The sequence below is a fragment of the Candidatus Paracaedimonas acanthamoebae genome (genome assembly GCA_017307065.1).
In the GTDB taxonomy this organism is placed as follows: Bacteria; Pseudomonadota; Alphaproteobacteria; order Caedimonadales; family Caedimonadaceae; genus Paracaedimonas; species Paracaedimonas acanthamoebae_A.
In genome coordinates this window covers 1-23,378 of the sequence record JAFKGL010000028.1, presented here as the reverse complement: position 1 = coordinate 23,378, position 23,378 = coordinate 1, and the positions used below count along the sequence as shown (strand labels likewise).

The following is a 23,378-nucleotide window of genomic DNA, read 5'->3' as shown; positions in this document are numbered from 1 at the left end:
GCGTCAGTTGTAATAATGGCAGCACTTACAATTTCTGCTGTTTCTTCACAACCTGGCCAGTAATCATAGATGCCTGCAAGCGCAAAAGGTTTATAATCTTTTATATAAAAGAAATAAGGCTGTTTTGCTCCATGAGTTGAAGCCCATTCTAAAATCCTGAAGTCGGAATTAAGCACCTTTGTCTTTGAAATGCTTTCTTATAATAAAGCTTTTCTTTTAAGGTTTCAAAGCGGGCATTAATCGGTTTTGGGGCTTCATTAGGATTTTTGGTCCACGAAGGGATGAGACCCCAATGAGCTAAGTGAAGGTGATTATCATGAGTTTCTGCATCTTGAGAGATAATTAAAATACTTTGAAAAGGGGCAATATTGTAAGAAGAGGGAAGAGCACTTACTTCTGTAAGCTTAAATTCAGCTTTAAGTTCTTCTCCTTTAGCAAAAAGAGTAAATCTTCCGCACAAAAAATTATGCTCCTTTAGTATCAATAATCACTGTAAGAGAAAATAGGCAATAACTCAACAGAAGAAGCTTTATTATACTTGATTTCAAATAAGGCCTTTTAACAAAACAGGTAAAACTTATTGTAATAAATCTATTAAATTACGATATCCGTTAAGAACTCTTACAATTTCTAAAGGGTTCGTGTCTTGTTTATAAATAATCAAATAATTGTATACAGGCCAGAATAAGACTGGGTGATTTGTTAAATCTTTGCGTTGATGTCCAAGGTGAGGAAACTCACTCAGCATATGACACTTCTCTTCGATTTTAGAAAGAATTTTAGTGGCAGTCTCTATATTTTCTTCTGCAATATATTGCCATATTTCAATGAGGTCCTGTCTTGCGGCAGGGGAAAAGATAAAGGAAGACATGCTATTTTTTTAAGGCCTTAATCTCATCAAAAACATTTTTACCCTCAATGCCTTTGCCTTCTGCAAGTTGAGTAAGACCTAATGCAATATCTTGATTAAGTTTATCGACTTGTTGCTTAAAGAGGATTTCTTTCTCAATTAAAAGCCTTAACGCATCCCGTACAACTTCACTGGCCGAGTTATAGTAACCTTCTTCAATCTTTTGATGGACAAACTTCTCAAGATTTGGGTTAAGAGAAATATTCATATTATAATACCCTTATAATAACTTATGAAAACATGATACCAGTAATAACAAAAAATAGCAATTTTTGTTATAAGATTTTTTTTAAGGGTTCTTAAATTTTTGTCTGTTATCTATTAGCTAGAAGACTTAATTTTATGCTGATTTTTAGTTTTTATCGATTGAAGAATTTTCTCAAGTTTGTTTTGTGCAAAATCTTTTTGCTCTTGGGTAATTTCTTCAGCTTGTTGGCCATTAAGATCATACCGGTGGGTGCCGTTAATAATAGCTTTAAGATAATGAACGTTACTTGTGAAATAGGTAAGGGCGTCTCTCAATTTAACCTTTGAAGGAGAGTTTTCTTTTTCAAGGAAAGAAAAAAGGTCTTTATCAATATTAAGTTTAAGCGGCTTTAAGTCTTTAGGATTAAAGCACGCAGGGAATTGTTCATAAAGCCATCTTAAAGCAACTTTAATTTCTTCTCTCTTCTTCTGTTTGGCTTCTCTCTCATTTTGTCTTTGCTGTTGCAAGTCTTGATGTTTTTCTTTTTTCGCTTGCTCATGAAGGGGCTTCAGCGCTTGAAAGAGTTGGGATTGCTTATTTAAGCTTAAGGGCTTCTTAATTGTGAGTTTAAGTTTTTCTGTCATTTATCAGCTTTCTAAAAAAGTTATCCTCAAATTCTGGGGACAGGATTGTGGATAAAGGTTATATGAAGGTTATACTCTCAACTTTAAAGGCATATGATTAAATATTGTGCATTTCGTATTAAAGAGTCAACTTTGGTTTAATTGGCTTTTTATGCATGATGAGTTTTTTAGTTATGCCATCTTGCAAATTCAGATCTTTCGCTCTTTGATACCGATTTTCCCAATTTCTTTTGTAAACTTTAACGGTTGGTAGATCCTTAATAATTAACAGATTTTCTGCATTTCTTGTTTCTGCTGCATGCGTAAAATTATACGATCCTGTAATCACTAGTTCCTCATCAATAATCATTACTTTATTATGGGCAATTCCAGGGACTAGATCAACAAACGCTTCAATTCCTGCTTTTCTCATTTTATGAATCTGTGAGTGTCTTGCTGTGAGTTGGCTTCGATCAAACAAGATTTCAACTTTAGTGCCTCGTTGATGAGCCTTAATGAGAGCATTTGCAATATTTTGAGAGGTAAAACTATAACTTTGAACAAGGATCTCAGCTTTAGCATTATTGATTAGGCTTAAGATAATTGACTGACAGTTGCCTTCCGGGCTGAAGCAAACATCAATAATAGGCTTTTCTTCAGTTAATGATGTGACTGCAACAATCGGCTGTGGTTCATTTGTAACAACACAACTATTAAGGAGTGCTCCAGAGAAGCAAATTATCAACAAGGAAAAAGAAAATTTCTTTTTTAAAAAACTTAACATACTTTTATCTTTCAGTTGTGTCAGATTACAGGCCATTCTTTTAACTTTGTATATCTTCTTTTCCTATTCTTATCTTTCACATTTATGGCTAAAGATTTCTTTTGCTCGACTAAGATGACAAGTTTTTTCCGCGTGTGATGCCTATGTAAATCTGAAGAAGCAATCATTTAATTGAATCTCCTAAACTTTATATTAGGCAAGAAAATGCTTGTTGAAAAAGCGCCTTCTCTAACACTCGGAGAACAAGTTTAAAGGAAGCCGAGACATAATTTGATCTTTAAATTCTGAGTCATAGTGGTGTTCTACAATCTTATAATAAGGCCCTGATCCTTTTACAGTTTTAAGTCTGGACTTAAGGATCTCTTTAAATTTGTTAGCGAGTAATTGAGTATCTATAAACTGAATTGATCTCTGCCTTTCTTTATAACCTGTTCTGCCATATGTAATGACAAGGGATAAGTCTTTAAAAAGAGTCGGAAGTAAAATGATATTATAATATCTATAAATTTTAGCTTCTTTATCCTCAGCTTTAAGATAAAACTCTGCTTGCATTAATCGATTTTCTGTAAATTTAACGATCTGAGATATAGCAAAGAGTAATGTGGATTGTAAGGATCAATTGAGTATAGTTTGTTATGAACAAAGATGACATTTCTTTGTTTGAATGCCCCTGATGCTCTTGCAATTGCAAGAGCTTTTGTCGTGGGATCATTTGAAGAATTAAGAGCTGTTTGGATTAATTGATTCAGCTTTTCAAACTTATTTTGAGAAAGATTCATTATTATTCCTCTCATTAGATAGAATCATTTTTAAAAAATGATTTATGATCTTTTGATCTTAAGAATTGTTGAACCATTGCTTTCATGCCCAAATGAGAACACTCTTGTTTGAGGGCGCCATCAATATCATTATTTAAATGTTCTGTAACGTATAGGAGTGCACCTAATAGCGTTGTTGCTTTCTCTCGAGCAATAGGATCAAGCTGTAAGTCTTTTCCAGGTTCTATCTCTAAAAAAGATGCTAACCCTGACTTTAATATCAAGCCACCAAGCTGTATTTTAGTTCTATTCTCTGCTTTACGATCAGAAATTTTTATTCTCTTTGACTTGCGCTTTAGATGTTCCAAGCCCCAAGAATTTTTATTAAGTTGTTGCATAAGCTTATGCACTTTTTTGTGAAGAAGATGAAGCTTTTTGCAATTCTTTACGAGAGAGTGTTCTTCCACAAAATTTTTGAGCAGCGAATCGCCACTTCTCCTTAAGCTCTGGTTTTTTATTGGCTTCATCTACAACGTGAAGAAGTCCCCCAATAAGTGTCATAGGCTCGAGGTTGATGGTAGGGATCTTATTTAAGAGGAATAAGAATTCTTCATTCTTCTTCTTTTGTAATTCTATTTTTTCTTTTTCTAGTTTTAGAATTTTTTCGTCAAGTTTAGAGAGTTTTATATCGATAGATTGCATGATTATCTTCTTTCCAGAAATAGTTAATCCATTCTTCTTCGGAAAGCTCCCCACAGCTTTGTAAGAACAAAAATATATAAGCAGAAAAACGACAGTCCTGCAAGAGTTTTGTGCCAAAACTCTAAAGGCGCACTTAACGACGATTAAAATTCGTCTTGTGCGGCCCTGCCGGCGGCTATATATTATCGTATGGCTATTTATCATTCACATATGAGTTATACATCGAGAAGCGGGGGAGGATCCGCTTGCTCTCATGCTGCCTATATCTCAGGATCGATTGTGAAAGACGAACGTACAGGTTTGTCTTGGGATTATTCTAAAAAAGCACATGATGTTTTGTATTCAGAAATACTTGCACCAGAGAATTCACCTAACTGGGTTTATGATTCAAATTCCTTGTGGAATGAAGTCGAAAGATTTGAAGATTACATCGCTGAAAAGCGATTTAAGGGACATAAAGACTCTGAGAAAAATGCTAAAAGTTTAGCAGGGAAAGAGAAGTTTTTGTCTTCTTGTAAGACGAGCTTTAAAGCAGATTTTGCACTTCCTATAGAGATTACTGATAAAGAGCATTTGAAAGAACTTGCGCGTAAGATTGTCAAAGAATGTTATGTGAGTAATGGTTTAGTTGCTCAATATGCCATTCATGATATGAAGGGGAATCCTCATCTCCATATCATTGCAACAACTCGTCCTCTCATTGAAGGATCTTTCTCTGAAAGACGCTTTGTAATTGAGCGAGAACAACTTGTTGAGATGCGTAAGCAGATGGGAGATATCTGCAATCAATATGCACAAGAGAAGGGGTATGATTATCACCTCGATCATCGCTCCTATAAAGATCAAGGCATTAAACTTGTTGCCACAAAGCATTTAGGACCAAATGCTCGACATCGCCTTCAAGAGTTAAGCCAAAATGTGCAAGATAATGAAGAAGTCCGACAAAAAAACCTCGAGATACTTCTTAAGCATCCTGAAGAAATCATCAAAGTTGTAGCGTCTCAAAAAGCTGTCTTTACACAAGTAGATCTGGCTAAAGAAATCTTCAAACGCGTCGGTGGGGATGACAAACTTTACGCAGTTCTTAAGGCTAAAGTTGATGGAATTGAGATCCCATCTATTGCCATAATTGGGAAGACTTTAAACGACAATTCTCTCTATGAGAGCAAGAATATTCAGTTCAAAAAAGAGGATTACGTAAGAACTATTGATAGTTTTACTGCAAAAATTTTATCTGAAGAACATGCTATTTATTTAGGCGAGAATATCAAAGGACAAGTCTTTTATACGTCTCATGAGATGAAAAAACATGAGACTGCAATTTCTGAAACAGTTGTTCTTTTGAAGCAAAGAGAAACACATCACATTGCTGAAAAACATAAGTTTAATTCAATTGAGAAGATCCAAAACGAACTAGAGATAACATTTACGCAAGAGCAGATAGGTGCCATTGATCACCTTCTCTCAAATAAAGCCATAAGCGTTCTTACAGGGAAAGCGGGGACAGGAAAAAGTACTGTTCTTAAGCCTGTGGTTGAGGCTTACAGAAAATCAGGATTTAATGTTATTGGCACTGCCTTTCAAGGTAAAGTTGCTGATCAACTGGCAAATGAACTAAATATTGAAGGCTATACGCTTGATCAGTTGAATAATAGATGGAATGCCCAAGATAAACTAAAAACTATCATTGAGAATAAAGAGCTTAAGGGGCAAGCTCTTGTTAAAGCTAAAGCAGAAGTCGAACGGCTTCAAGAATGGCGTTTAACCGATAAGCATGTGGTTATTCTTGATGAAGGCAGTATGGTTCATGGCTCTTTATGGAAAAGTCTTCTCCAAGAAGTTGAAAGGTCAGGAGCACAACTTCGGATTGTCCAAGATAATAAGCAGATTAAAGCACTTTATGGGCTTGATGCAGCACGACTTATTGAAGAGAAGGTGGGCGCTTATGAGATTAAAGGTGTTGTTCGTCAAAAAGAGCAATGGATGCGGGAAGCATCCGCTCTTTTAAATGAGCATCGGATTGAAGAAGGATTAAAACCTTATTATGAACGCGGTCATTTTGATTTTAGAGAACGAGATTTTGAAAGTAAAATATCTCTTGTTGCAGATTACTTAGAAGGAATTGCGCAAGCGCCTCATCAAACTCATATGGCTTTAGCTCAGAAAAATAAAGACGTTGTTGAACTTAATGAGCTCCTCAGGGGTGCGTTAAGATCTCAAGGTAAGCTAAGTGAGGAATTTATCTTTGGACAAGAAGGAGAGGGAATCCTTAATCTACAACAATCCGCTCAAGGTCCTAAAACTCAACACTTCAGAAAATCTGCTTATGGTCGGCGATTTGCGGCAGGGGATCGTGTCATGTTTCTTGAAAATGATCATAAAGAAAGACATGTGACAACCCTTGAAAAAGGAAAAGGTGAAGGGCAGGGCATTAAAAATGGCACTCTAGGGGTCATTGAGTCCTTTGATCTTAAGCGACAAACTGTTGAAGTCAGGCTTCATGATGGGAGACTCGTTGGCTTCGATTCAAAGTCTTATGATTCTCTGACCCATGGCTATGCCGTCACTATTAACAAATCTCAAGGAGCGACCTTTGATTATTCTTATGGCTTCTTTAGCTCCTTTAACAGCAATCAACTACTCATATGGCTGACTCGTCACAAAGAATCTTTTAAAGGGTATGTCTCTAAAGGAATTGCTTCTGATTTGAAAGGGATGGTCTCTCATGTGGCCAGATCTGACTATAAAGGGCTTTCAACAGATTTTGATCTTGCGGACCATCAAAAGCCTTACTTTAATCTTGTTCAACATTATTGGGAGATTTCTAGAGACGCCGGCAATCTAAGGACAAAGATTGATAATCTTACTTTACAAGCAGATCAAGAAGGTAAAAAAATCTCTTTAAGTAAAGAATGGGGCCACTATAACGAGCTCGTTCAAACAAGAAATAAAGATGCTTCAGAGATTCTCAAGAATTGGGTTCAATGCTCTCCTTTTATGCACCAGACAGGGGTGAGACGAGAAACCTTAGAAGTTCAAGCAGGACTTCGTAAAAGGCTTTTAAGCGCTGTAGAAGAAACAGCACTCGATAAGGTTGGGACTTACTTCAACATCTCTCACCAAGCACGTAACTTATGGAAAGAGATCTCGAAGACGCATCCAGGTTCTTTATCATATCACCATCCAGAATATGAGGCTTACGCCACGATTAAGGACACGCGAAATGAACTTGCCTATGAGATCGCTAGCTTTCCGATGTTGTATAAACCTTTATTCAGAGTCAGCGAGCAGAATGGAGCTTATGTGACACATAGCGGTAGTATTCAGGGGAAACGCCCCCAAGGATTTAAATCTGTCCTGGGCCAAGCTGAGCAATATATAAATCAAAGAAAAATACAAGCTTTTGAGAATACGCTTAAATTTGAAGAGAGGACTCATTATAAGCAAGTCTTGGAGTATAAATCACTTCAACATCAAAGTGTCGCTCTCTCTCAACACTTTAAAGAAATGAGAAGTACGGCTGTGTTGTCAGAAATTCTTGAGTCTAATCAACTGAAGAATCAAGAGATCGCTTATCAAAGAGATACGCTTGCTTATAAAATTGTCTCTAATTACGGCAACACGCAACCTTTTATTGAAAAACTTAGTCTTAAAAGCGAGCTTCTCTTAAAGCATGCTATATTTGGAGAAGTCAGAGAGTTGATTGGCTCTTATGGGGAGACTCAGAGTATTGAAGAGAGAACACAGCTTGCTGATAAGCTCGTCTCATTTATCCTGAAAGAGCAGGGGAGTGTTGATAAAGGCCTTTATGGCCTCTTAAAAGAACAGAATTTAGATCTTCAGAAGCTTAAGTTTGAGCAGGGTTGGCTTAAGGCTCACCAAGAAGGTAAAGACTTATCGATTAAAACGATTGATGAACTTGATAAAGCCTATAAAGATCTATCAGCTTATAGAGAAGGCAAGAAAACTTCACCTAACTGGGATATTCTTAAGTCGGAAAACGTTAAAGATCGAAACTCTGATAAATCTAAGTTCAGCAATAATTTAAAACGTCAAAGACAAAACTTCCAAGAAAACAAGCAAACAATTAATACCTATGAGCGTGAAGAAGTGCTTTCTTGTTTAAATAGGTCACATATAGAAGGTATTTTTGCGCGTCATATTGATGGATGGGTCTCAACTCCTAAAAGTACCTATCATCAAAATGAAATCAGATATGGTTCAAAAGGTGGATTTGTGATCAATAGAGATACAGGTGTTTGGTATAACTTTTCTGCTGGAGTAGGAGGGGACATATTTAAATATGTAAGCCACTCTCAAAACCTTACCTATGGCGAAGCCGTCAAGCAGATTGGTACTGAACTTAATGCACCTCAAATCATGCATATCAATTGGGAATTGAGAGAAAAAAAGCAAAATGAGCTTAAACTTCAAGCAGAACGAGAAGAACAATTAAAAATAGAAAAATCTCAGGAAAAGACGAACAAGCTTTATGAAGCATCACAACCTATCCAGGGAACCATAGCTGAGCAGTATTTAAGAGAACACCGTAAGATTAAAACTGCAGAACTTCCACAAGATTTAAGATTTATCCCTCAATTTAAGGATTATGATTCTAATAAAACTTTTCCTACACTAGCTTCTTTTGCGCGAGATGTTGAGGGTAAGCTTTCATCGGTACAAGTCACATGCTTAGACCCTTATACAGCTAACAAAGCAGATATTGAGGTCAAAAAGCGTTCTTTAGGAACGATTAAAGGAACTGTTGTAGAGATTCAGGTTAGTGAAGGTCCCACCTATATAGCAGAAGGAATTGAAACAGCATTATCCTTGAAAGAAGTTCAAATAAAGGGTAGTATACTTGTATCTTTAGGCCTTTCGAACATGAGTCATATCAATGCTCATTTGAAGAAAGAAGAGCCCCTTATCCTCTGTGCAGATGCAGATGATCCTCATTCTGCGGCATGGAAGACATCAGAAAAAACATTAGAGAAATTACAACAAGAAGGATTCAAGGTCTCAATTATAAGACCTCAAGGAGAAAAAGGCCGTGACTTTAATGACGTTCTTAAAGAAGAAAATGCAGAAGCTGTGCGGACCTACTTTGAACAGAATAAAGCATTCACAGCATCTGAAAGCAAAAATTCCACCATTGAACCTGAAACTCCTCGCTCTTGGAATGAACCCTCACAAGACAAAAAACTTACGCCGCAAGAAGAAGATTTTTTAAATAATGAAGCTTCAAAAAGTTCTCAAGCTCAGGAACAAAAGCCACGAGAAGAAAAAATTGTTCTTCCATCAGATTGGCAAGAAGAATTTAAACGAGAATATTTAAGGAAAAATCCTGAGGCAGCTCTTCGAAATACTGAAACTAATGAGGAAGCAGCTAAGCCACTCACTTCTTATGAAGTTATCCATAAATATAAATCACTTACTTGGAAACTTGATAATGTTTCATCTGAATCAATTTTGAAGGATGCTCAGAAAGAGTTTAATGAGCTGATTTCGAAAGCTTCTCAAGATAAAGCTTTAATGCGGCAAATTCTTCTTGAGGATAAACAGATCGCCAAACAAATAACAACAATTGCAGAACAACAGAACAAAACACTCAAGCATGAATCTTCATTTGAAAGATAACATTTTGTCACATAACTAATTCACTACCTGCTATGTGGTAGATTAAAACATTTATCTTTGTTGTTTCTCACAAAACGGAGGAAAGAATGTTTTATGAGAAAAATGTTCTAGTAAATATCAAACACATAATGTATGATTTCCTATAATGTGAGAAGGCATACACTATGAGCACCTCTGTATTTGTTGGTAGACAAGATGAACTTGAGCGACTCGAGGCGTTATTCACAAAAAAATCTGCAAGTTTAGTTGTCGTGAGGGGTCGGCGTCGTGTTGGAAAAAGTCGTCTTATAGAAAGATTCTCTCAAGGAAAAACTTTCTTTTCGTTTTCAGGAATTCCTCCAGCAGAGGGCACGAATGCACAATTACAGCGAGATATCTTCGCAAAACAACTTGGAAATCAGATAGGGTTACCAGGGATTCAATCCCAGGATTGGAGTGATTTATTTACTCTGCTAGCAAGACAAGCGCAACATGGTCGAGTTGTAATTTTATTTGATGAAATCTCGTGGATGGGATCTCTGGACCCAACTTTCTTAGGAAAGCTAAAAAATGCGTGGGATATTGAGTTTCAAAAGAATCCCAACCTTATCCTTATTCTATGTGGCTCTGTTTCAACTTGGATCGAGAAAAATGTTATTAGCAGTACAGCATTTTTTGGAAGAATATCCCTATATCTAACTTTAGATGAACTCCCTTTACACGATTGTCATGCCCTTTTAAAAGCTCAAGGGTTCTTAGGCTCTATGTATGAAACATTTAAGGTGCTATCTGTTTCAGGTGGAATTCCTTGGTATATAAGCCAAGTACAGCCAAAGTTAAATGCTGATGATAATATTAAAAACCTATGCTTTCGCAAAGATGGCATCCTTTTCAATGAATTTGATCTGATATTTCACGATTTGTTTGAGAAGCGAAGCGAGATTTACCGGCCCCTCATAGAAGCATTAGCAAATGGGGTTATGGAATTTAATGAAATCTGTGAAACTCTAAAATATCAAAAAAGTGGATCTGTGAGTGGTTATCTTGAAGATCTTATGCATTCTGGCTTTATTGCACGTGATTATACTTGGGATCTTAAATCAGGTAAGCCTTCACGTTTAAGTCATTTTCGTCTTAGTGATAATTACATGAGGTTTTATTTGAAATTTATTAAGCCCAATAAACCCAAAATCCTTCAAGATCGGTTTAAGGATAGCGGGATTGATATTCTTCCAGGGTGGCGCTCTATACTCGGCTTACAATTTGAAAATTTAGTTCTTAAAAATCGCACCAAAATTTGGGAGCAGCTCGGAATAAAAGCACAAGATATCGTGGCGGATAACCCTTATTTTCAACGTAAAACAGTGAAAACTCCAGGTTGTCAGATTGATTATCTTATTCAAACGCGTTTCAATACATTATTTGCTGTTGAGATCAAATTTTCACAAGCTGAATTAAAAATAGATATTGTACACGAGATGAAAGAAAAATTAAGTCGTTTGATATTACCACGTCGATTTTCCTGTTGGCCTATACTTATTCATGTCAATGGCGTTCATGAGAGTATAGAAGAAGCAGGATACTTTACGAAAATTATAAATTTCGGAGATTTTCTTGCGAATGAAGATCCGCTTAAAATTAAGCATAATATATAAAACGGTTAAATGAGAGGATTATTTCTCACGCTCATATTAATGACGGCTTCACTTTTCATTCTAGCTTTATAAAGATCATACTCAAGTTGTAGTTCAAGCCAAAAGCGGGCAGGGGTTTTAAAATACTTTGCAAGCCTTAAGGCTGTATCTGCGGTTATTGAGCGTCTATTTCTAATAATTTCACAGAGTCTTGCGGGTGTTACATCTAGATCTCTAGCTAATTTATTTTGGCTAAGACCATTTGGGACCATAAATTTGCGTTCTAAGTAAAGTCCTGGTGATTCTGGAGGGGTAGTGAATTGGTCAGTCATTTATTTATCATCCATAAATTAGCATTTCGCATAACGAAACGATAAATAAGAAATTAGAAAATGTCAACCCATAGGTAATGAAATTCCTACCTAAGTAGATTTTACTCATGGATGTTAATGATTTTCCTTGTAAGCATTGATGAATATTTTTTGTTAAGTTCTAAAAATTAAAACTTTAAAAGAAGCTCAAGTTAGAACATTAAAAGGGGAGATAAGGTTTGAAGTTTATATATAATTTTTTTATTTTTCTTCTATATTTTTTATCCATAAATTGTTCAGCCACAGAATTCAAACTAAATGATTATAAATGTACAAATAAAACTCCTACGGCTTATACACTTGCTCTTTTAGATAAATCGATGGTTAGCTGTGAGATAGAGGAAGATGATAGAATTCCTGAAGCTATTCGACCATTTGTTCATATTAACACAAAATCAATAAAAAAGCGCTCCATAGAGAGTAAGTCTTTTCCAGCAAAAGATGATCTTCCAGAATATTTTATAGTTCAAATGAAATGTAGAAAACCTATATTGCGCTCTGCTTTTTTAACACAAGCTCTTTTATCAGGAGAAGATTCTAAGAGAGATGAAATTACTCTAGATGAGAGTGAAGAAGAGGAGAAGGAATTTTTATCTAGCAGTGAAAGTAGTATCTACGAAAACGAAGATGATGACGACATATCTTCCTCTTTTAGTGCCGAGGAGGAGGATGAACTTGAATATACAGCTTCAATGTTATTATTTCCTGTATTAAATGAACCAAATAAAATGCTGTCTTATCTTTTAGGAACCTGGCCTTCTCTTTTAAATACGTCGTCCATAGTTCCTTGGTTTGGACTAAAAATAGTAGCTTCAATTGGTGTAGCTTCGACTTTAGAAGATAAAAATAATGAGCTTACCAGCATTAAGGAAGTCGTTACAGAAACTCACCGACAAGCAAAGCCTATAAGAGGCAGTGGAAAACAACAAAAGGGTTTAGGAGCAGTTAGGGATTTTGACATCGATCCAGCTAGTGATGGCCTTGAAAAAGTAAGACTCAAGCCAGTAAAAAATTGGGGCAGAGCCCTTTTAGATGGTGATGATTTCTTGAAATTCCATTTAGCCACTAAAGGTCAGAAAGATTTTGATAATAGCCAATCTATGTACGAAGTTGCGAGAGAAGCTTATAAGCATTATTCAGAAAGTGCTATTCATAAAGATTTTACACCTTTTTTAGATGAGCCCGTTGTAGGTGAAAATAAAATTAAACTTGATACCTTACTTAAGAATAATTGGAAAAAATACTTCGATAAAGATCAATTGTTATACTTGCATTGGTCTTTTTGGTTTCGTGCAAGAGGAGAAAGTGATATTTCTTCAATCTTAACAAAAATTAGAAAAGATCCATTAATCACAATAGTAATTGGAGGTCAAAAATATAATCCGCTCCAACTTATACGTTCCTTACCTATTCAGTCTGGTAAAGATTTTTATTGGTTTGATCGAGGTTCATGGTATCGAATACTCCCCACAAGATTTCGAGCAATTCGTAAAAGAATCGATGAAATAACGGTTGAGCAAGAAGATTTATTTTTGCCAGATTATGAGATTGATACAACTGAACAAGGTGACACTCAAAGTAAAGACTATAAAGAATTAGCATATAATAAATCTATAATAGAAACAATGAAAGCACAAATAGGCCCAGGAAAACCTATTGCTGAAGCAGTACTACTTGATCGTGAAAATGCTCGCCTAGGGGGAACAGGAAACCAATTTGAATTTTCAGATATTTTTATGCAACTTGCAGATAAAAAATATTATCTGATCCATGTAAAAAGAGAAAATGCTAGAGAATTTGATCATCATCGAACACAAGCTGAGAGGTGCGCTTTATTTCTCGGTCAAAATTTAGATAGATGGATTTTGCCTGGTTTATTGATTACGGGGATATTGCAAGATTTTTACAAGAAGCATATTAATCTTCCAATAAAAACAAGCCCCGATCCTAAAAATCCTAAAAATGTTAAACAAACAGAACAATCCTGGAGCTCAACTTTTAAAGACAAATTTAAGGATATAAGAAAAGAATTTTTAAGTTCAATAGAAAGTAAAACCAAAAAACAAAAATCCAATGAATTCATTAATATGGTTTATAAAAAGATTCTAAACGTAAATAAAGGAACAAGAAAATTAATAAAAAAAATTGTAGAACATACTGAAATAAAATCATTAATTGCTCGTTTTCAACCATATGAAGATGCATTATTTAGATGTTTCGACGCTATAGAAGATTTAATTTCATATAGCAAAATAATAAGCGACTCTGAAAAAACATCAGGATCAATCGAATCAGTAAATATAGAATTTATAAAAGGTTTATTTGAACAAGCATTGGCTTTTTTAGAAAAACATCCATCTTTAGCCAAAAAACATAAAGGGGTCCTTTCTCAAAATGCCCGAAAAAATATTACAATTGTCCAAGCTATAGTAAAAGACGGATCTGAAAGCACAAAATTTAATAAGCAACGGCTTTGGGGCGTAGATCAAACAAGAAAGATTATCGAAAAAGAAGGTTTTAATTTTAAGGTTGTATTTATAAAAGATAAAACGAAAATTATTAAGAAACGTAAAAGAGATTCAATCACTATTGTTGAAACGGATGTGGGTGACAATACGAACAGAGATATTGATATCATTTCTGAACCTGGCTCCAAAAAAATGAAATTGCATGATCTATCCCCAACGTCTCAACATGTATCCTCCAGTCTTCCTATCTTTGCTGAAGTAAAATTACTAAAATCAGAAAATTCAGCTTTAATTGATTTTTCTTCTACATCTAAAATGGAAGGTATTGAATCAACAATGGATGATGTATGATATAAATTTTCTATTTAAGGAGATTTCTCTAATTTTTAATACATTTAGAAAATATAATGGGATATAAAAAATGCATTGGAAAATATTAATTATAACATTTATTTTATTCTTAGAATGTTCATTTAAATGCTTTTCAAGTTTATCTTTTAATCATTTTAATGATGAAATTACTCAAAAAAATAAGTACATTTTATATGATAGTCATGAAGTATCTTTTGAAGAAACAGTTCCAAATACTGAAACTTTGAAACTCAAATTTAATATACCTCAAGAGTTTGTACCAGAAATAGAATCTCCATCAAAACTATCTTATCATCTTCGTTATCATTTAAGTATTTTTGATAATGTGGTAAATTCACTAGAAAATTATATAAGTGTATTAACCAATGTCATACCAGCTTCAAACTTACTATTGTTTACTCGAAATTGTTTTATTGAACATGCTGCCCGCTATATACTTTACGAGGAAAGTAGATTAGGGCACAAGGATGAAAAGGATACATTTGAAGCTATCGAAATAATTCAAGAAATATCTCCTTCGTTAGATTTAAAAGTATGTAGCAGGGCGCTTTTTGAGTGGGCTCCTGATGATGAGGGGTTATTTGTAGGATCTTCTCCTCTAATGTTTTCATCTATTTATGAAATTCTTAAAATTATGCGACAAAATGATAATGCCACAATGCAAGAGAATATTGATAATTTCAGGCAGCATTTGAAGGATCTGAAAATTTTTCGAAGGTATTTTGATATTAGTGAACATTTGCGAGTAACGCTTCCTATGATAGAAAAAATTAGGAAATTAAAAACTCCTAATGCAAATACTGAAGAAGAGGAATTAATTACAATATTAAATAGTCTATTATGTATAAATGAAAATGTTCCATATAAATTCCAAACTTTAGATTTATCAAGCTTTGTTTCTAAGAAAAAAAAGCTTCTCTCAAATCGCAATCATTCTGCTCATGCACTGGTTCCTTGGATGATGTTGAGAAATCTGGGACTAGTAAGCGTGCATGCAACTTCTCCAATATTTAAAGATGTTTTATTTTTACCACAAAATAGACAGATTTTACATGAAGCCTTACCGATGATCGTTGAGGAGTCTGAACATTTTATAGGGCTTATTGAGAAGTTTATAATCTTAGAAATAAAAGCAGCTTTAAGAGAGGATGTCTCAATTGAAATAGCTGATGATGCTCCATCTTTCCCGTCTATATCACTATTAAGCAATTATGGAGCAGATGCCGCATATTTACATAAAATTATAAGAATTTTTGAGAATTTTGATTTTAATTGCGTTCCGTCAATACATGTAATTTTAAGACTTATGGATATTTTAGGTGAAATTTCTAAGAATCTTTCGCCCACTATTGCAAGCTTAAATCCAGATTTTTGGAATAATTTAAAAAGATTACGTGATTCAGGCCAACACGGGCTCTCATTTCAAAGAAGATTAGTTAAGGCATTAGAGGAAGAAAAAAGCATAATTCCACTTGTACTCAAAGATTTTAGTGAACTTTTCGATTTTGCTAAGCATACATTAGATGTTTTTCCAAAAGATTGGTCTTCTTTACAAAATTTTTATAAGGCGCCACAAACTAATTTAATTCGTATCGAAGGAAAAGGCGTGGATAAGCTTATGTCTATGCTTTATCCTCTGTACCTTACAATTGATGATAAAGAAGAATTAATAAATACTGCCGATTTATATATAAATCCAGAAGATAGCCTATTATTAGTGAGAGCAGTCATTGAAAGAAAACGACCTATTGATGAGAATATCAAACAAAAAGAATTTACTGCAAATGTCGATAATTTACCTGTTTCTAAAAACACAAAGAAAAAATTAAATGAAGCATATAAAACTATAAAAACCAAGGGATTTTTAGGTAATGAAGAAGAAGAACATGAAAAAAAATCAGAAGATTTATTAAAGACATTAACTGGTATTAAAATTTTAACAAGCGAAGAAGTAAGATATTCTTTAAAAAAATTAACTGAAAAAGATGATCGAGGAGGTACTGTTTTTAATGATGCTACTACCTTTAAATATCTTGAAGCTAAATTACAAGAAATAGGCATTATAGATCCAAAAATTATAAAAATATGGCAGGATAAATGGGAAAAAATAAGAAAACCAAAAAATAATGAACACACTAAAAAAGAAAAAGATAAAAGCACGGATGATGTAAGAACGATTATTCAAAATTCTGTTATTGCGAGTGAAGAGATTTTAAAATTTCTGAAGATGATTCATGATGTATTAGGAGGAGCTTCAGGTAACAGAGAAATATTCTTTAAAGATCAAAATATTGCACTTTCAGTAGAGCATCATTTAACAATGATCCGTCATTATTTAGGATTCATGCAAGAAGCTAATAACTATGTAAACCGTCATGATATGAATGATCCAGATTTTTTTAAAATTATTAAGTTTTTTTGGGAGATAGAAGGCAAAGTGAAAGAATTTTCCATGATGGGAAATGCTTTTGCACATCTACATGATGTAACTCATCAGGCTAATATTGAAAGTGGTAGTCATGGAAGAAATTGGGTAAATTGGAGGAATATAACTTTATTTTTGGATGGTATATGGGGTCTGACAATCATAGGAACGAAAAGTTACTCTAAGGCCTATTTATTACTAAATTGTTTCTTAATCTTCACCTCTTTTATAGAAAATCTGCAACATTCTACCATAAGAACAACTGTTTCCCTGTATTTTTTCTTTATCTAATCCCTAATTTTTTAAATTCTTTTCAATTGGTTATTTTGTTTTTCAGAGCAAACTAGAAAAACAAATAATTTCTGATATAGATATGTAAATTGCATCTATGTGATTATAAAAAATGTTGTTCTTTAAGGTGGAAAACAGTACATTAAGAAGTGTATCTATTTTTTTCTAAAAGAGATTAAATAGCTTTAATTCTCAGATCTTATACAGGGGGAGAAACTAAATTGATTACAAGATTTTTTTATGTTTTTTTGATGCTTTTTATTTTTAAAAATGCATTAGCCATGAAAATCGAATATGAATATGATTTTGGCGATGACTCCAATGAGCACCATATTAGTGCTACTATAAGTCTTGAAAGCAAAGATACGGATCCTACAAAACCTTCCATGAAATCAAATTATGGTAGACTTGGTGCAACAATACTAAGAGGCGCAAGCGAGAATAATCTTAGACCTATTTACATAAGAGGAATTCAAGATATACACCTAGCTTTTGTGAGAGCGTTAATGAAAAAAACACATGAAATTGCAACAGAAAGAGAAGTCCCTGTAGCATTGTATTTTTACAGAACAGACAGCACAAAGCATAACATCCTTGAAGCAGAATGGGCTCCTCTTCAAAAAGAAATAGATGCATTTTATGTGAATCCATATGAAAAATATTTAAACGGTGATTTCTCAGACTCTGATTAGCTTGCCGTCATATATGGATCGGTCCATATTGCAAGGTTTAAAATAAGATGCTTGGCTTTATAAAGTTAGCTTGTTGTCATATCTTCGGCTCTGTAAAATAATTTGTGTAAGTAGCCATGAAAACTACCTAATTAATGTTAAGAAGAAGGAGGATTTATGTCTATAGAAGACACATTAACATTATATGAGCTTGCAAACAAATAGCGAAACAATTTAGATGTAGGGCGTTTTTCAAGAACTTTTCCGTAGATCCTTGAGGTCTATAGTTATTGGAATGAAAAATCTCTCTAAGGAGGGACTATTTGTCGGGTTTATCTATCTCTGGCATAGCAACATAGCGATAAAAACTAGCTCTTGAGATTTTAAGGAGCTTACAAATTTTAGGCACCGTCAACTTAACTTTCATAAATTTCTCTGATAAGATTTTTTACAGTTGCAATTAAAGTAGAGTTGTTTGATGTCTTTAACGAAAGCTCCTAAGCGTCACCGATTTCCCTTATCCATTATTAACCAAGCCATATGGCATTATCACCGGTTTAATAACAGCTACAGAGACATTCAAGAACAGATGGCTTTTCGAGGAATTATTTTGAGTCATGAAACAATTAGAGAATGGTGCCATAAATTTGCTCATCACTTCTTAAATATTATTAAGAAACGTGAGAGGATTCCTTTTGATAAATGGCACCTTGATGAAATGAATGTTAAGATTAATGGACAGTGGTTTGTTCTCTGGAGAGCTGTTGATCGAGAAGGACTAGAGCTAGATGTCTTTCTTCAAAAACGCAGAAATAAGAAGTCAGCCATTAGATTTCTGAGTCGATTATTAAGATCTTATCCTACTCCCAGAGTGATCATCACTGATAAGTTGAAAAGCTATATTAAGCCTATACGCTTTATGTGTCCTAAGGTTGATCATAGAACGCATAAGAGACTTAACAATCGAGCTGAGAATGCTCATCAGCCCACACGACGAAAAGAGAAGATTTTGATAAAGTTTAAATCAACTCAAGGGGCTCAAAGGTTATTGTCACTTATGGGAAAGGTAAGAAATCTATTTGCAGTAGAAGTGGGGCGATACAAGAAGAAAGCCTCTGAACAGCGATTTGCTTTTGCTGCCGCCAAGGCCATTTGGCTCAAGGCGGCTCTCAAGATACTTGATGCCTAAAAGATCAGACATCAACCATAAATCCATCATGCTCTCGTTAAGTTGACGGTGCCATATTTAAAGGTTTTCAGAGAGAGCTTTGCACAAAAGGAACCCAAATACCTAGACACCGCGGTTGGATATGACTGGTGCTGTGCCTACGTGTATTACCTTTTAAATCAAGTAGGGATCGAACTAAACATCAAACCCATTCTTCACTATGAAGGGACGCTTGGCTGCGTTAAAACATGGTATTTATGGGCCTTACAACTAAATACTTTTATTCCTTCTTCTCAAGATCCTGAACCAGGTGACCTTGTTTTGTTTGACCATCTTATTGAAGACGTCGAGTTAGACCACATAGGGATTGTCATTGAAAATAAAGAAGGCCATATACTTTCTTCGGAAGGAAACTATCATAATTGTTCAGGAGTATTTAATCGGGATAAAGATCAGCATATTAGAGGCTATATTCGTTGGTCTTAGCCCCTCAGGAGACATCCATTATCAAATTCAAATGGCAGGAATTAGGGTCTTTCAGTTTGGTTAGGAAATGCAACAAGATCCTTCCTCACATTAATGATTGTTGTATTCGAACACTTGATGGTATCTACGTAAAATCATCCGATTTTGCATTGATAAGATTTGTAAGCTGCTCAAAATCTCGAGAGCTAACTTTTACCGCTATATTGCTATGCCATAGGCCAGTAAGAATGACCCCGTAACCACCTTAGAGTAACTTTTCATTCCATTGATTGTCAGACCCCTTCTTGCGCTTTTAAACCCAAAAGAAATTGATTCTTTTCTTGCAAGGTTTCCAATTACTGATATCTGGGGGATTGGCTACAATTATGCCAAGTACCTTTTAACTCATAATATTGATACAGCACTCAAGCTGAAACAATCCCCTCCTAAATGGATACGTCAAAAGATGGGTGTCGTCGGAGAAAGAATCGTCACAGAGCTTAATGGCAAAATCTCTTATGAATTAGAAGAAGAGAATGATGCTAAGAAAATGATTACAGTTTCCCGTTCTTTTAAAGAGCCTAAAACAGAATACGAAGAAATAGAAAGTACCATCTCAGCTTTTGTCGAAAGAGCAGCTGAGAAGTTAAGAGGAGAAGGGAGAGTCACTGCTCAAGTGTTGGTATTTATTAAAACAAATAGATTTTCAGAAGAAAACTATTATTCAAATTCTCATCTTATCCATTTAGATATTGCAACGGACTACACACCCAATCTTTTAAAAGCAGCTAAGGAAGGTTTAAAGAAAATCTTTAAAGTTGGATTAAGTTATAAGAAGGCAGGAGTTTGTTTAATGGAACTAGTTGATAAAGAACAAGTACAATACTCTCTCTTTACGCGTCCTTCACATAAACATGAAATCCTTATGCAAACGATTGATCACCTTAACAAAAAGTATGGCAAGAGAGCTGTAAGCTATGCAGCTGTCGGACAGAAAGCTTTAATATTAACATCTAGAGAACATCTCTCCTCAAAATATACAACTTCTTGGAATGAACTTGCAAAAGTAAGATAACCTTAGGCAAACTTAATACAATTTGGATCATTATTTTTGGGTGCATTCACATATTGACTTACTGCATGGCAGGTAAGTTCAGTATACTCTCGAGGATAGAGCATCGCCATCAATTCTTCCGTATTGTTATTTTCGGGATCAAGCCAATGGTTATAATTATGGGATTCAATGATAACAGGCATTCTAGCGTGATAAGGCTTTAATAAAGAATTCGCGTCAGTTGTAATAATAGCTGCACTGACAATCTCCACAGTTTCGTCACCCCCTAGCCAGTAATCATAAATTCCAGCAAGCGCAAAAGGTTTATACTCTTTCATGTAAAAGAAATAAGGTTGCTTTGCTCCATTGGAAGAGGTCCATTCATAAAATCCTGAAGTTGGAATCAAGCATCTTTGTTTTTGGAAGGCTTTCTTATAATAAGGCTTTTCTTTTAAAGTTTCAAAGCGAGCATTAATAGGCTTCGGCGCTTCATTTGGATTCTTGGTCCATGAAGGAATAAGACCCCAATGAGCTAAATGGAGGTGCTTATCATGAGTTTCTGTATCTTGGGAAATAATTAAAATACTTTGAGAGGGCGCTATATTGTAAGAAGAGGAGAAGGTACCTTCGTCTTTTAGGTTAAACTCAGCTTTAAGCTCATTAATTTTAGCAAAGAGAGTAAATCTTCCGCACAAAGAGTTATGCTCCTTAAGTTTCACTAGCCACTGTAAGAGAAAATAGGAAATACCTCAACAAAATTGCCTTTATTATACTTGAGCTTCAAATAAGGACTTTTATCGAGAGAGGTACGTAACTCTTATTATAATAAATCAATTAATTTACGATATCCACAAAGAATTCAGCATTTTATATAAATTACAGTGAATTGAATTTACTTCAAGAAGTAGGATTTTAAATGCAAAGATCTAACTACTGCTTAGCAGCTTCATAAAATAAGTTTATAGGCACCCTGATTACTAGAACACAGCTTATCTTTATAAGTGCTTTAAATAAGTACGTAGAGTGCCTAAGCGTGTAGTGGTAAATGGGTAGATTTAACCTCGCCTCTTTTCCAACCCTAGTGAGCATCTTCCTGAAAGTATAGACAGTCTTAGGCAATCATTATATCAATATCTTTTTCTGGTAGCAGTTTATGCCCTTCAAAAACGGTAAGAATAACAATACTACTGTCAAATAAACGATAAACAATACGGTAATTTCCTTCAATCAACTCCCTTAATTCTATTCTACTCAAATCTGGCACCATTCGCCCCATAGAAGGAAAATTTTCTAATGCTTTAGCTCGTTCGATAATAGAACTTATCAAATTTTCTGCAATTAAAGGGGAAGATCTTTGAGCGATAAAATCTTGAATCTCTTCAAGCCTTTCAAGAGCTTGTTTCGTCCATATAAGATTCATTTTTTAAGGGCTTTTACCAATTTCTCTTTAACTTGAGTTGTTGTATAGGTTAAGCCTTCTTCAGCATCCTTAAGGCCTTTTTCAATTGAATGATAAAAGCGTTCTCTATATTGAAGAGCATCATAATCGTGTGGTGATAAAAGGACACCAACTGATTTCCCATTTTGTGTCAAAACCACAGGGTGCCCAGTATCCTTAATGTGGTTAATCCAGTGTGATACTTGGCTCCTAAATTCAGAAACAGGAACAATATCTTGAGAGAGGTCTATATTTTTCATTTACGATCTCCTTATAAGATTATTATATACAATATTTCGTACTTTTAAAAGTACAATTATAAGTACAAACATATATATAAATAAAAAATGTTGGCACCCAAATTATTAAAGACTCTGATGAAAAAACTTTTGGATTCATCCAAATTTTATAGAAACTAGGAAATGATGTCAGAACGCGCCGTTGAAGTTGAACATATAACTCTTTATCGCTAGATTATTCAATATGGAACTTAAGAAGAGGATCATGTGGTATTTGGAAGCCAAGACTAGGATATAGCTTGAGAGTTGATGAAAATTATATGAACCTAAAAGGAAGGGCATAGACCTTATTTAAGTACAAATTGTTTCACTTATCATTGAAAATGGGACGAAGATTCTTGCAAGAAAATAACCTGCCTTATAAATTAATACAGTCACAATGGGACTCTGGCCATAATAGAACACCATTTCCTGAAAATCCTCACTTATTAAAAAGGACACTTGGTACATGGAAATGTAAAAAGGGACATTTCTGGTATGAAACTATCGAATCGAGAGCCCATTATCAAAAATGTCATATGTGTCAGACATCAAGACGCGCAACGGAAGTTTATAATTTACAGTATCTACGTCCTGATCTTGCAGCTCAACTCCATCCTACTAAAAATAAGAATGTGATAACTGATAAGCTAAGTCCGCGTAGTAGTAAAATCATGACATGGTTCTGTGAGAAAGGCCATGAGTGGGAAGCTAGAGTTTGTGTAAGAAGTGAAGGTCAAGGTTGTCCTGAGTGTAGTAATAGAAAGGTTGGAAAGAGTAATAATCTTGCAGTTTTATATCCCAATGTGGCTGCTGAGTGGGATTATGAAGAAAATGGAGACTTAACGCCTGATCAAGTTGTTCCGGGAAGTAATAAAAAAGTAGGATGGAAATGTAACAAAGGGCATAAATGGAAAGCTGTTATTACATCAAGAGTTAATAAGGGGAATGGATGTGTTCATTGCTATAGGGGACGGGGTAAGTCTTAAAATTAAATGCTTTTTTAAGTTATTCAGGTATTCTGTGGAAGAACCCCCAAAAGTGTTCGTTTTGAATTAGGCCACAGGTTGGAAAACTTCTTTTATTATATGGTTCTCTAACTTTCATTTTACGAACGAAACTTTTCTCCTGATATGTTAACCCGCCTAAAGGATGCCTATACC

General features: G+C 34.7%; 23 protein-coding genes. 9 read left to right on the top strand and 14 right to left on the bottom strand.

Features of this window, described 5'->3' with window-relative positions:
* The 10 genes from J0H12_06715 to J0H12_06670 all read right to left on the bottom strand — a co-directional run.
* A partial coding sequence (locus J0H12_06715) for an SOS response-associated peptidase family protein (GenBank protein MBN9413595.1) occupies window positions 1-191 on the bottom strand: 191 nt, incomplete at its 3' end.
* Window positions 149-460, bottom strand: a complete 312-nt coding sequence (locus tag J0H12_06710) for an SOS response-associated peptidase (GenBank protein MBN9413594.1) — start codon at window positions 458-460, stop codon at window positions 149-151. The genes J0H12_06715 and J0H12_06710, both read right to left, overlap by 43 nt.
* 117 nt (window positions 461-577) lie before the next feature.
* A complete protein-coding gene (locus J0H12_06705) occupies window positions 578-871 on the bottom strand; it encodes a type II toxin-antitoxin system RelE/ParE family toxin (protein MBN9413593.1) in 294 nt (97 codons plus the stop codon).
* A 1-nt stretch (window position 872) separates the two neighbouring features.
* Window positions 873-1,118, bottom strand: coding sequence for a type II toxin-antitoxin system ParD family antitoxin (locus tag J0H12_06700; GenBank protein MBN9413592.1), 246 nt, complete (start codon window positions 1,116-1,118; stop codon window positions 873-875).
* Between the two features lie 113 nt (window positions 1,119-1,231).
* Complete coding sequence (locus tag J0H12_06695) at window positions 1,232-1,741, bottom strand: ProQ/FinO family protein (GenBank protein ID MBN9413591.1); 510 nt, start codon at window positions 1,739-1,741, stop codon at window positions 1,232-1,234.
* 118 nt (window positions 1,742-1,859) lie between these two features.
* Window positions 1,860-2,540, bottom strand: coding sequence for a phospholipase D family protein (locus J0H12_06690; protein ID MBN9413590.1), 681 nt, complete (start codon window positions 2,538-2,540; stop codon window positions 1,860-1,862).
* A 192-nt stretch (window positions 2,541-2,732) separates the two neighbouring features.
* Window positions 2,733-3,056, bottom strand: a complete 324-nt coding sequence (locus J0H12_06685) for a WGR domain-containing protein (protein MBN9413589.1) — start codon at window positions 3,054-3,056, stop codon at window positions 2,733-2,735.
* Window positions 3,056-3,283 carry a hypothetical protein gene (locus J0H12_06680; GenBank protein ID MBN9413588.1) on the bottom strand — a complete coding sequence of 76 codons (228 nt, stop codon included), beginning with the start codon at window positions 3,281-3,283 and terminating at the stop codon, window positions 3,056-3,058. Before J0H12_06680 ends, J0H12_06685 begins: the two co-directional genes overlap by 1 nt.
* A gap of 14 nt (window positions 3,284-3,297) precedes the next feature.
* Window positions 3,298-3,660 carry a conjugal transfer protein TraD gene (locus tag J0H12_06675; protein MBN9413587.1) on the bottom strand — a complete coding sequence of 121 codons (363 nt, stop codon included), beginning with the start codon at window positions 3,658-3,660 and terminating at the stop codon, window positions 3,298-3,300.
* Between the two features lie 4 nt (window positions 3,661-3,664).
* On the bottom strand, window positions 3,665-3,964 hold the full coding sequence (locus J0H12_06670) for a hypothetical protein (GenBank protein MBN9413586.1): 300 nt from the start codon (window positions 3,962-3,964) through the stop codon (window positions 3,665-3,667).
* 189 nt (window positions 3,965-4,153) lie between these two features.
* On the opposite strand from J0H12_06670, the gene J0H12_06665 reads away from it, so the two are divergent.
* Entirely contained in the window at window positions 4,154-9,601 is a 5,448-nt protein-coding gene (locus J0H12_06665; GenBank protein ID MBN9413585.1) for an AAA family ATPase, read from the top strand.
* A gap of 164 nt (window positions 9,602-9,765) precedes the next feature.
* Window positions 9,766-11,235 carry an AAA family ATPase gene (locus tag J0H12_06660; GenBank protein ID MBN9413584.1) on the top strand — a complete coding sequence of 490 codons (1,470 nt, stop codon included), beginning with the start codon at window positions 9,766-9,768 and terminating at the stop codon, window positions 11,233-11,235.
* Between the two features lie 5 nt (window positions 11,236-11,240).
* Here J0H12_06660 and J0H12_06655 read toward each other — a convergent pair whose 3' ends face one another.
* Window positions 11,241-11,546, bottom strand: a complete 306-nt coding sequence (locus J0H12_06655) for a HigA family addiction module antidote protein (protein MBN9413583.1) — start codon at window positions 11,544-11,546, stop codon at window positions 11,241-11,243.
* A gap of 218 nt (window positions 11,547-11,764) precedes the next feature.
* Here J0H12_06655 and J0H12_06650 point away from each other — a divergent pair, with 218 nt between their 5' ends.
* From J0H12_06650 to J0H12_06625, 6 genes are all read left to right on the top strand, one after another.
* A complete protein-coding gene (locus tag J0H12_06650) occupies window positions 11,765-14,404 on the top strand; it encodes a TIGR04141 family sporadically distributed protein (protein ID MBN9413582.1) in 2,640 nt (879 codons plus the stop codon).
* Between the two features lie 70 nt (window positions 14,405-14,474).
* A complete protein-coding gene (locus J0H12_06645; GenBank protein MBN9413581.1) occupies window positions 14,475-17,141 on the top strand; it encodes a hypothetical protein in 2,667 nt (888 codons plus the stop codon).
* Window positions 17,142-17,362: 221 nt separating this feature from the next.
* A complete protein-coding gene (locus J0H12_06640) occupies window positions 17,363-17,833 on the top strand; it encodes a hypothetical protein (protein MBN9413580.1) in 471 nt (156 codons plus the stop codon).
* Window positions 17,834-18,290: 457 nt separating this feature from the next.
* Window positions 18,291-19,001: an IS6 family transposase gene (locus J0H12_06635; GenBank protein ID MBN9413579.1), complete on the top strand. Its 711-nt coding sequence runs from the start codon at window positions 18,291-18,293 to the stop codon at window positions 18,999-19,001.
* 48 nt (window positions 19,002-19,049) lie between these two features.
* Window positions 19,050-19,466: a CHAP domain-containing protein gene (locus J0H12_06630; GenBank protein ID MBN9413578.1), complete on the top strand. Its 417-nt coding sequence runs from the start codon at window positions 19,050-19,052 to the stop codon at window positions 19,464-19,466.
* Window positions 19,467-19,731: 265 nt separating this feature from the next.
* The gene (locus tag J0H12_06625; protein ID MBN9413577.1) at window positions 19,732-20,520 is read left to right on the top strand and encodes a DUF4113 domain-containing protein; all 789 of its coding nucleotides are present in this window, start codon (window positions 19,732-19,734) and stop codon (window positions 20,518-20,520) included.
* Window positions 20,521-20,522: 2 nt separating this feature from the next.
* Here the strand turns inward: J0H12_06625 and J0H12_06620 are convergent, their stop codons facing one another.
* The 3 genes from J0H12_06620 to J0H12_06610 all read right to left on the bottom strand — a co-directional run bounded on the left by J0H12_06620 (window position 20,523) and on the right by J0H12_06610 (window position 22,197).
* A complete protein-coding gene (locus J0H12_06620; protein MBN9413576.1) occupies window positions 20,523-21,194 on the bottom strand; it encodes an SOS response-associated peptidase in 672 nt (223 codons plus the stop codon).
* Between the two features lie 416 nt (window positions 21,195-21,610).
* Entirely contained in the window at window positions 21,611-21,919 is a 309-nt protein-coding gene (locus tag J0H12_06615) for a type II toxin-antitoxin system RelE/ParE family toxin (GenBank protein ID MBN9413575.1), read from the bottom strand.
* Window positions 21,916-22,197 carry a type II toxin-antitoxin system Phd/YefM family antitoxin gene (locus tag J0H12_06610; GenBank protein MBN9413574.1) on the bottom strand — a complete coding sequence of 94 codons (282 nt, stop codon included), beginning with the start codon at window positions 22,195-22,197 and terminating at the stop codon, window positions 21,916-21,918. Before J0H12_06610 ends, J0H12_06615 begins: the two co-directional genes overlap by 4 nt.
* Window positions 22,198-22,574: 377 nt before the next feature.
* On the opposite strand from J0H12_06610, the gene J0H12_06605 reads away from it, so the two are divergent.
* Window positions 22,575-23,204 (top strand): zinc-ribbon domain-containing protein, encoded by a 630-nt coding sequence (locus J0H12_06605; GenBank protein MBN9413573.1) that lies wholly within the window; start codon window positions 22,575-22,577, stop codon window positions 23,202-23,204.
* Window positions 23,205-23,378: the final 174 nt, after the last annotated feature.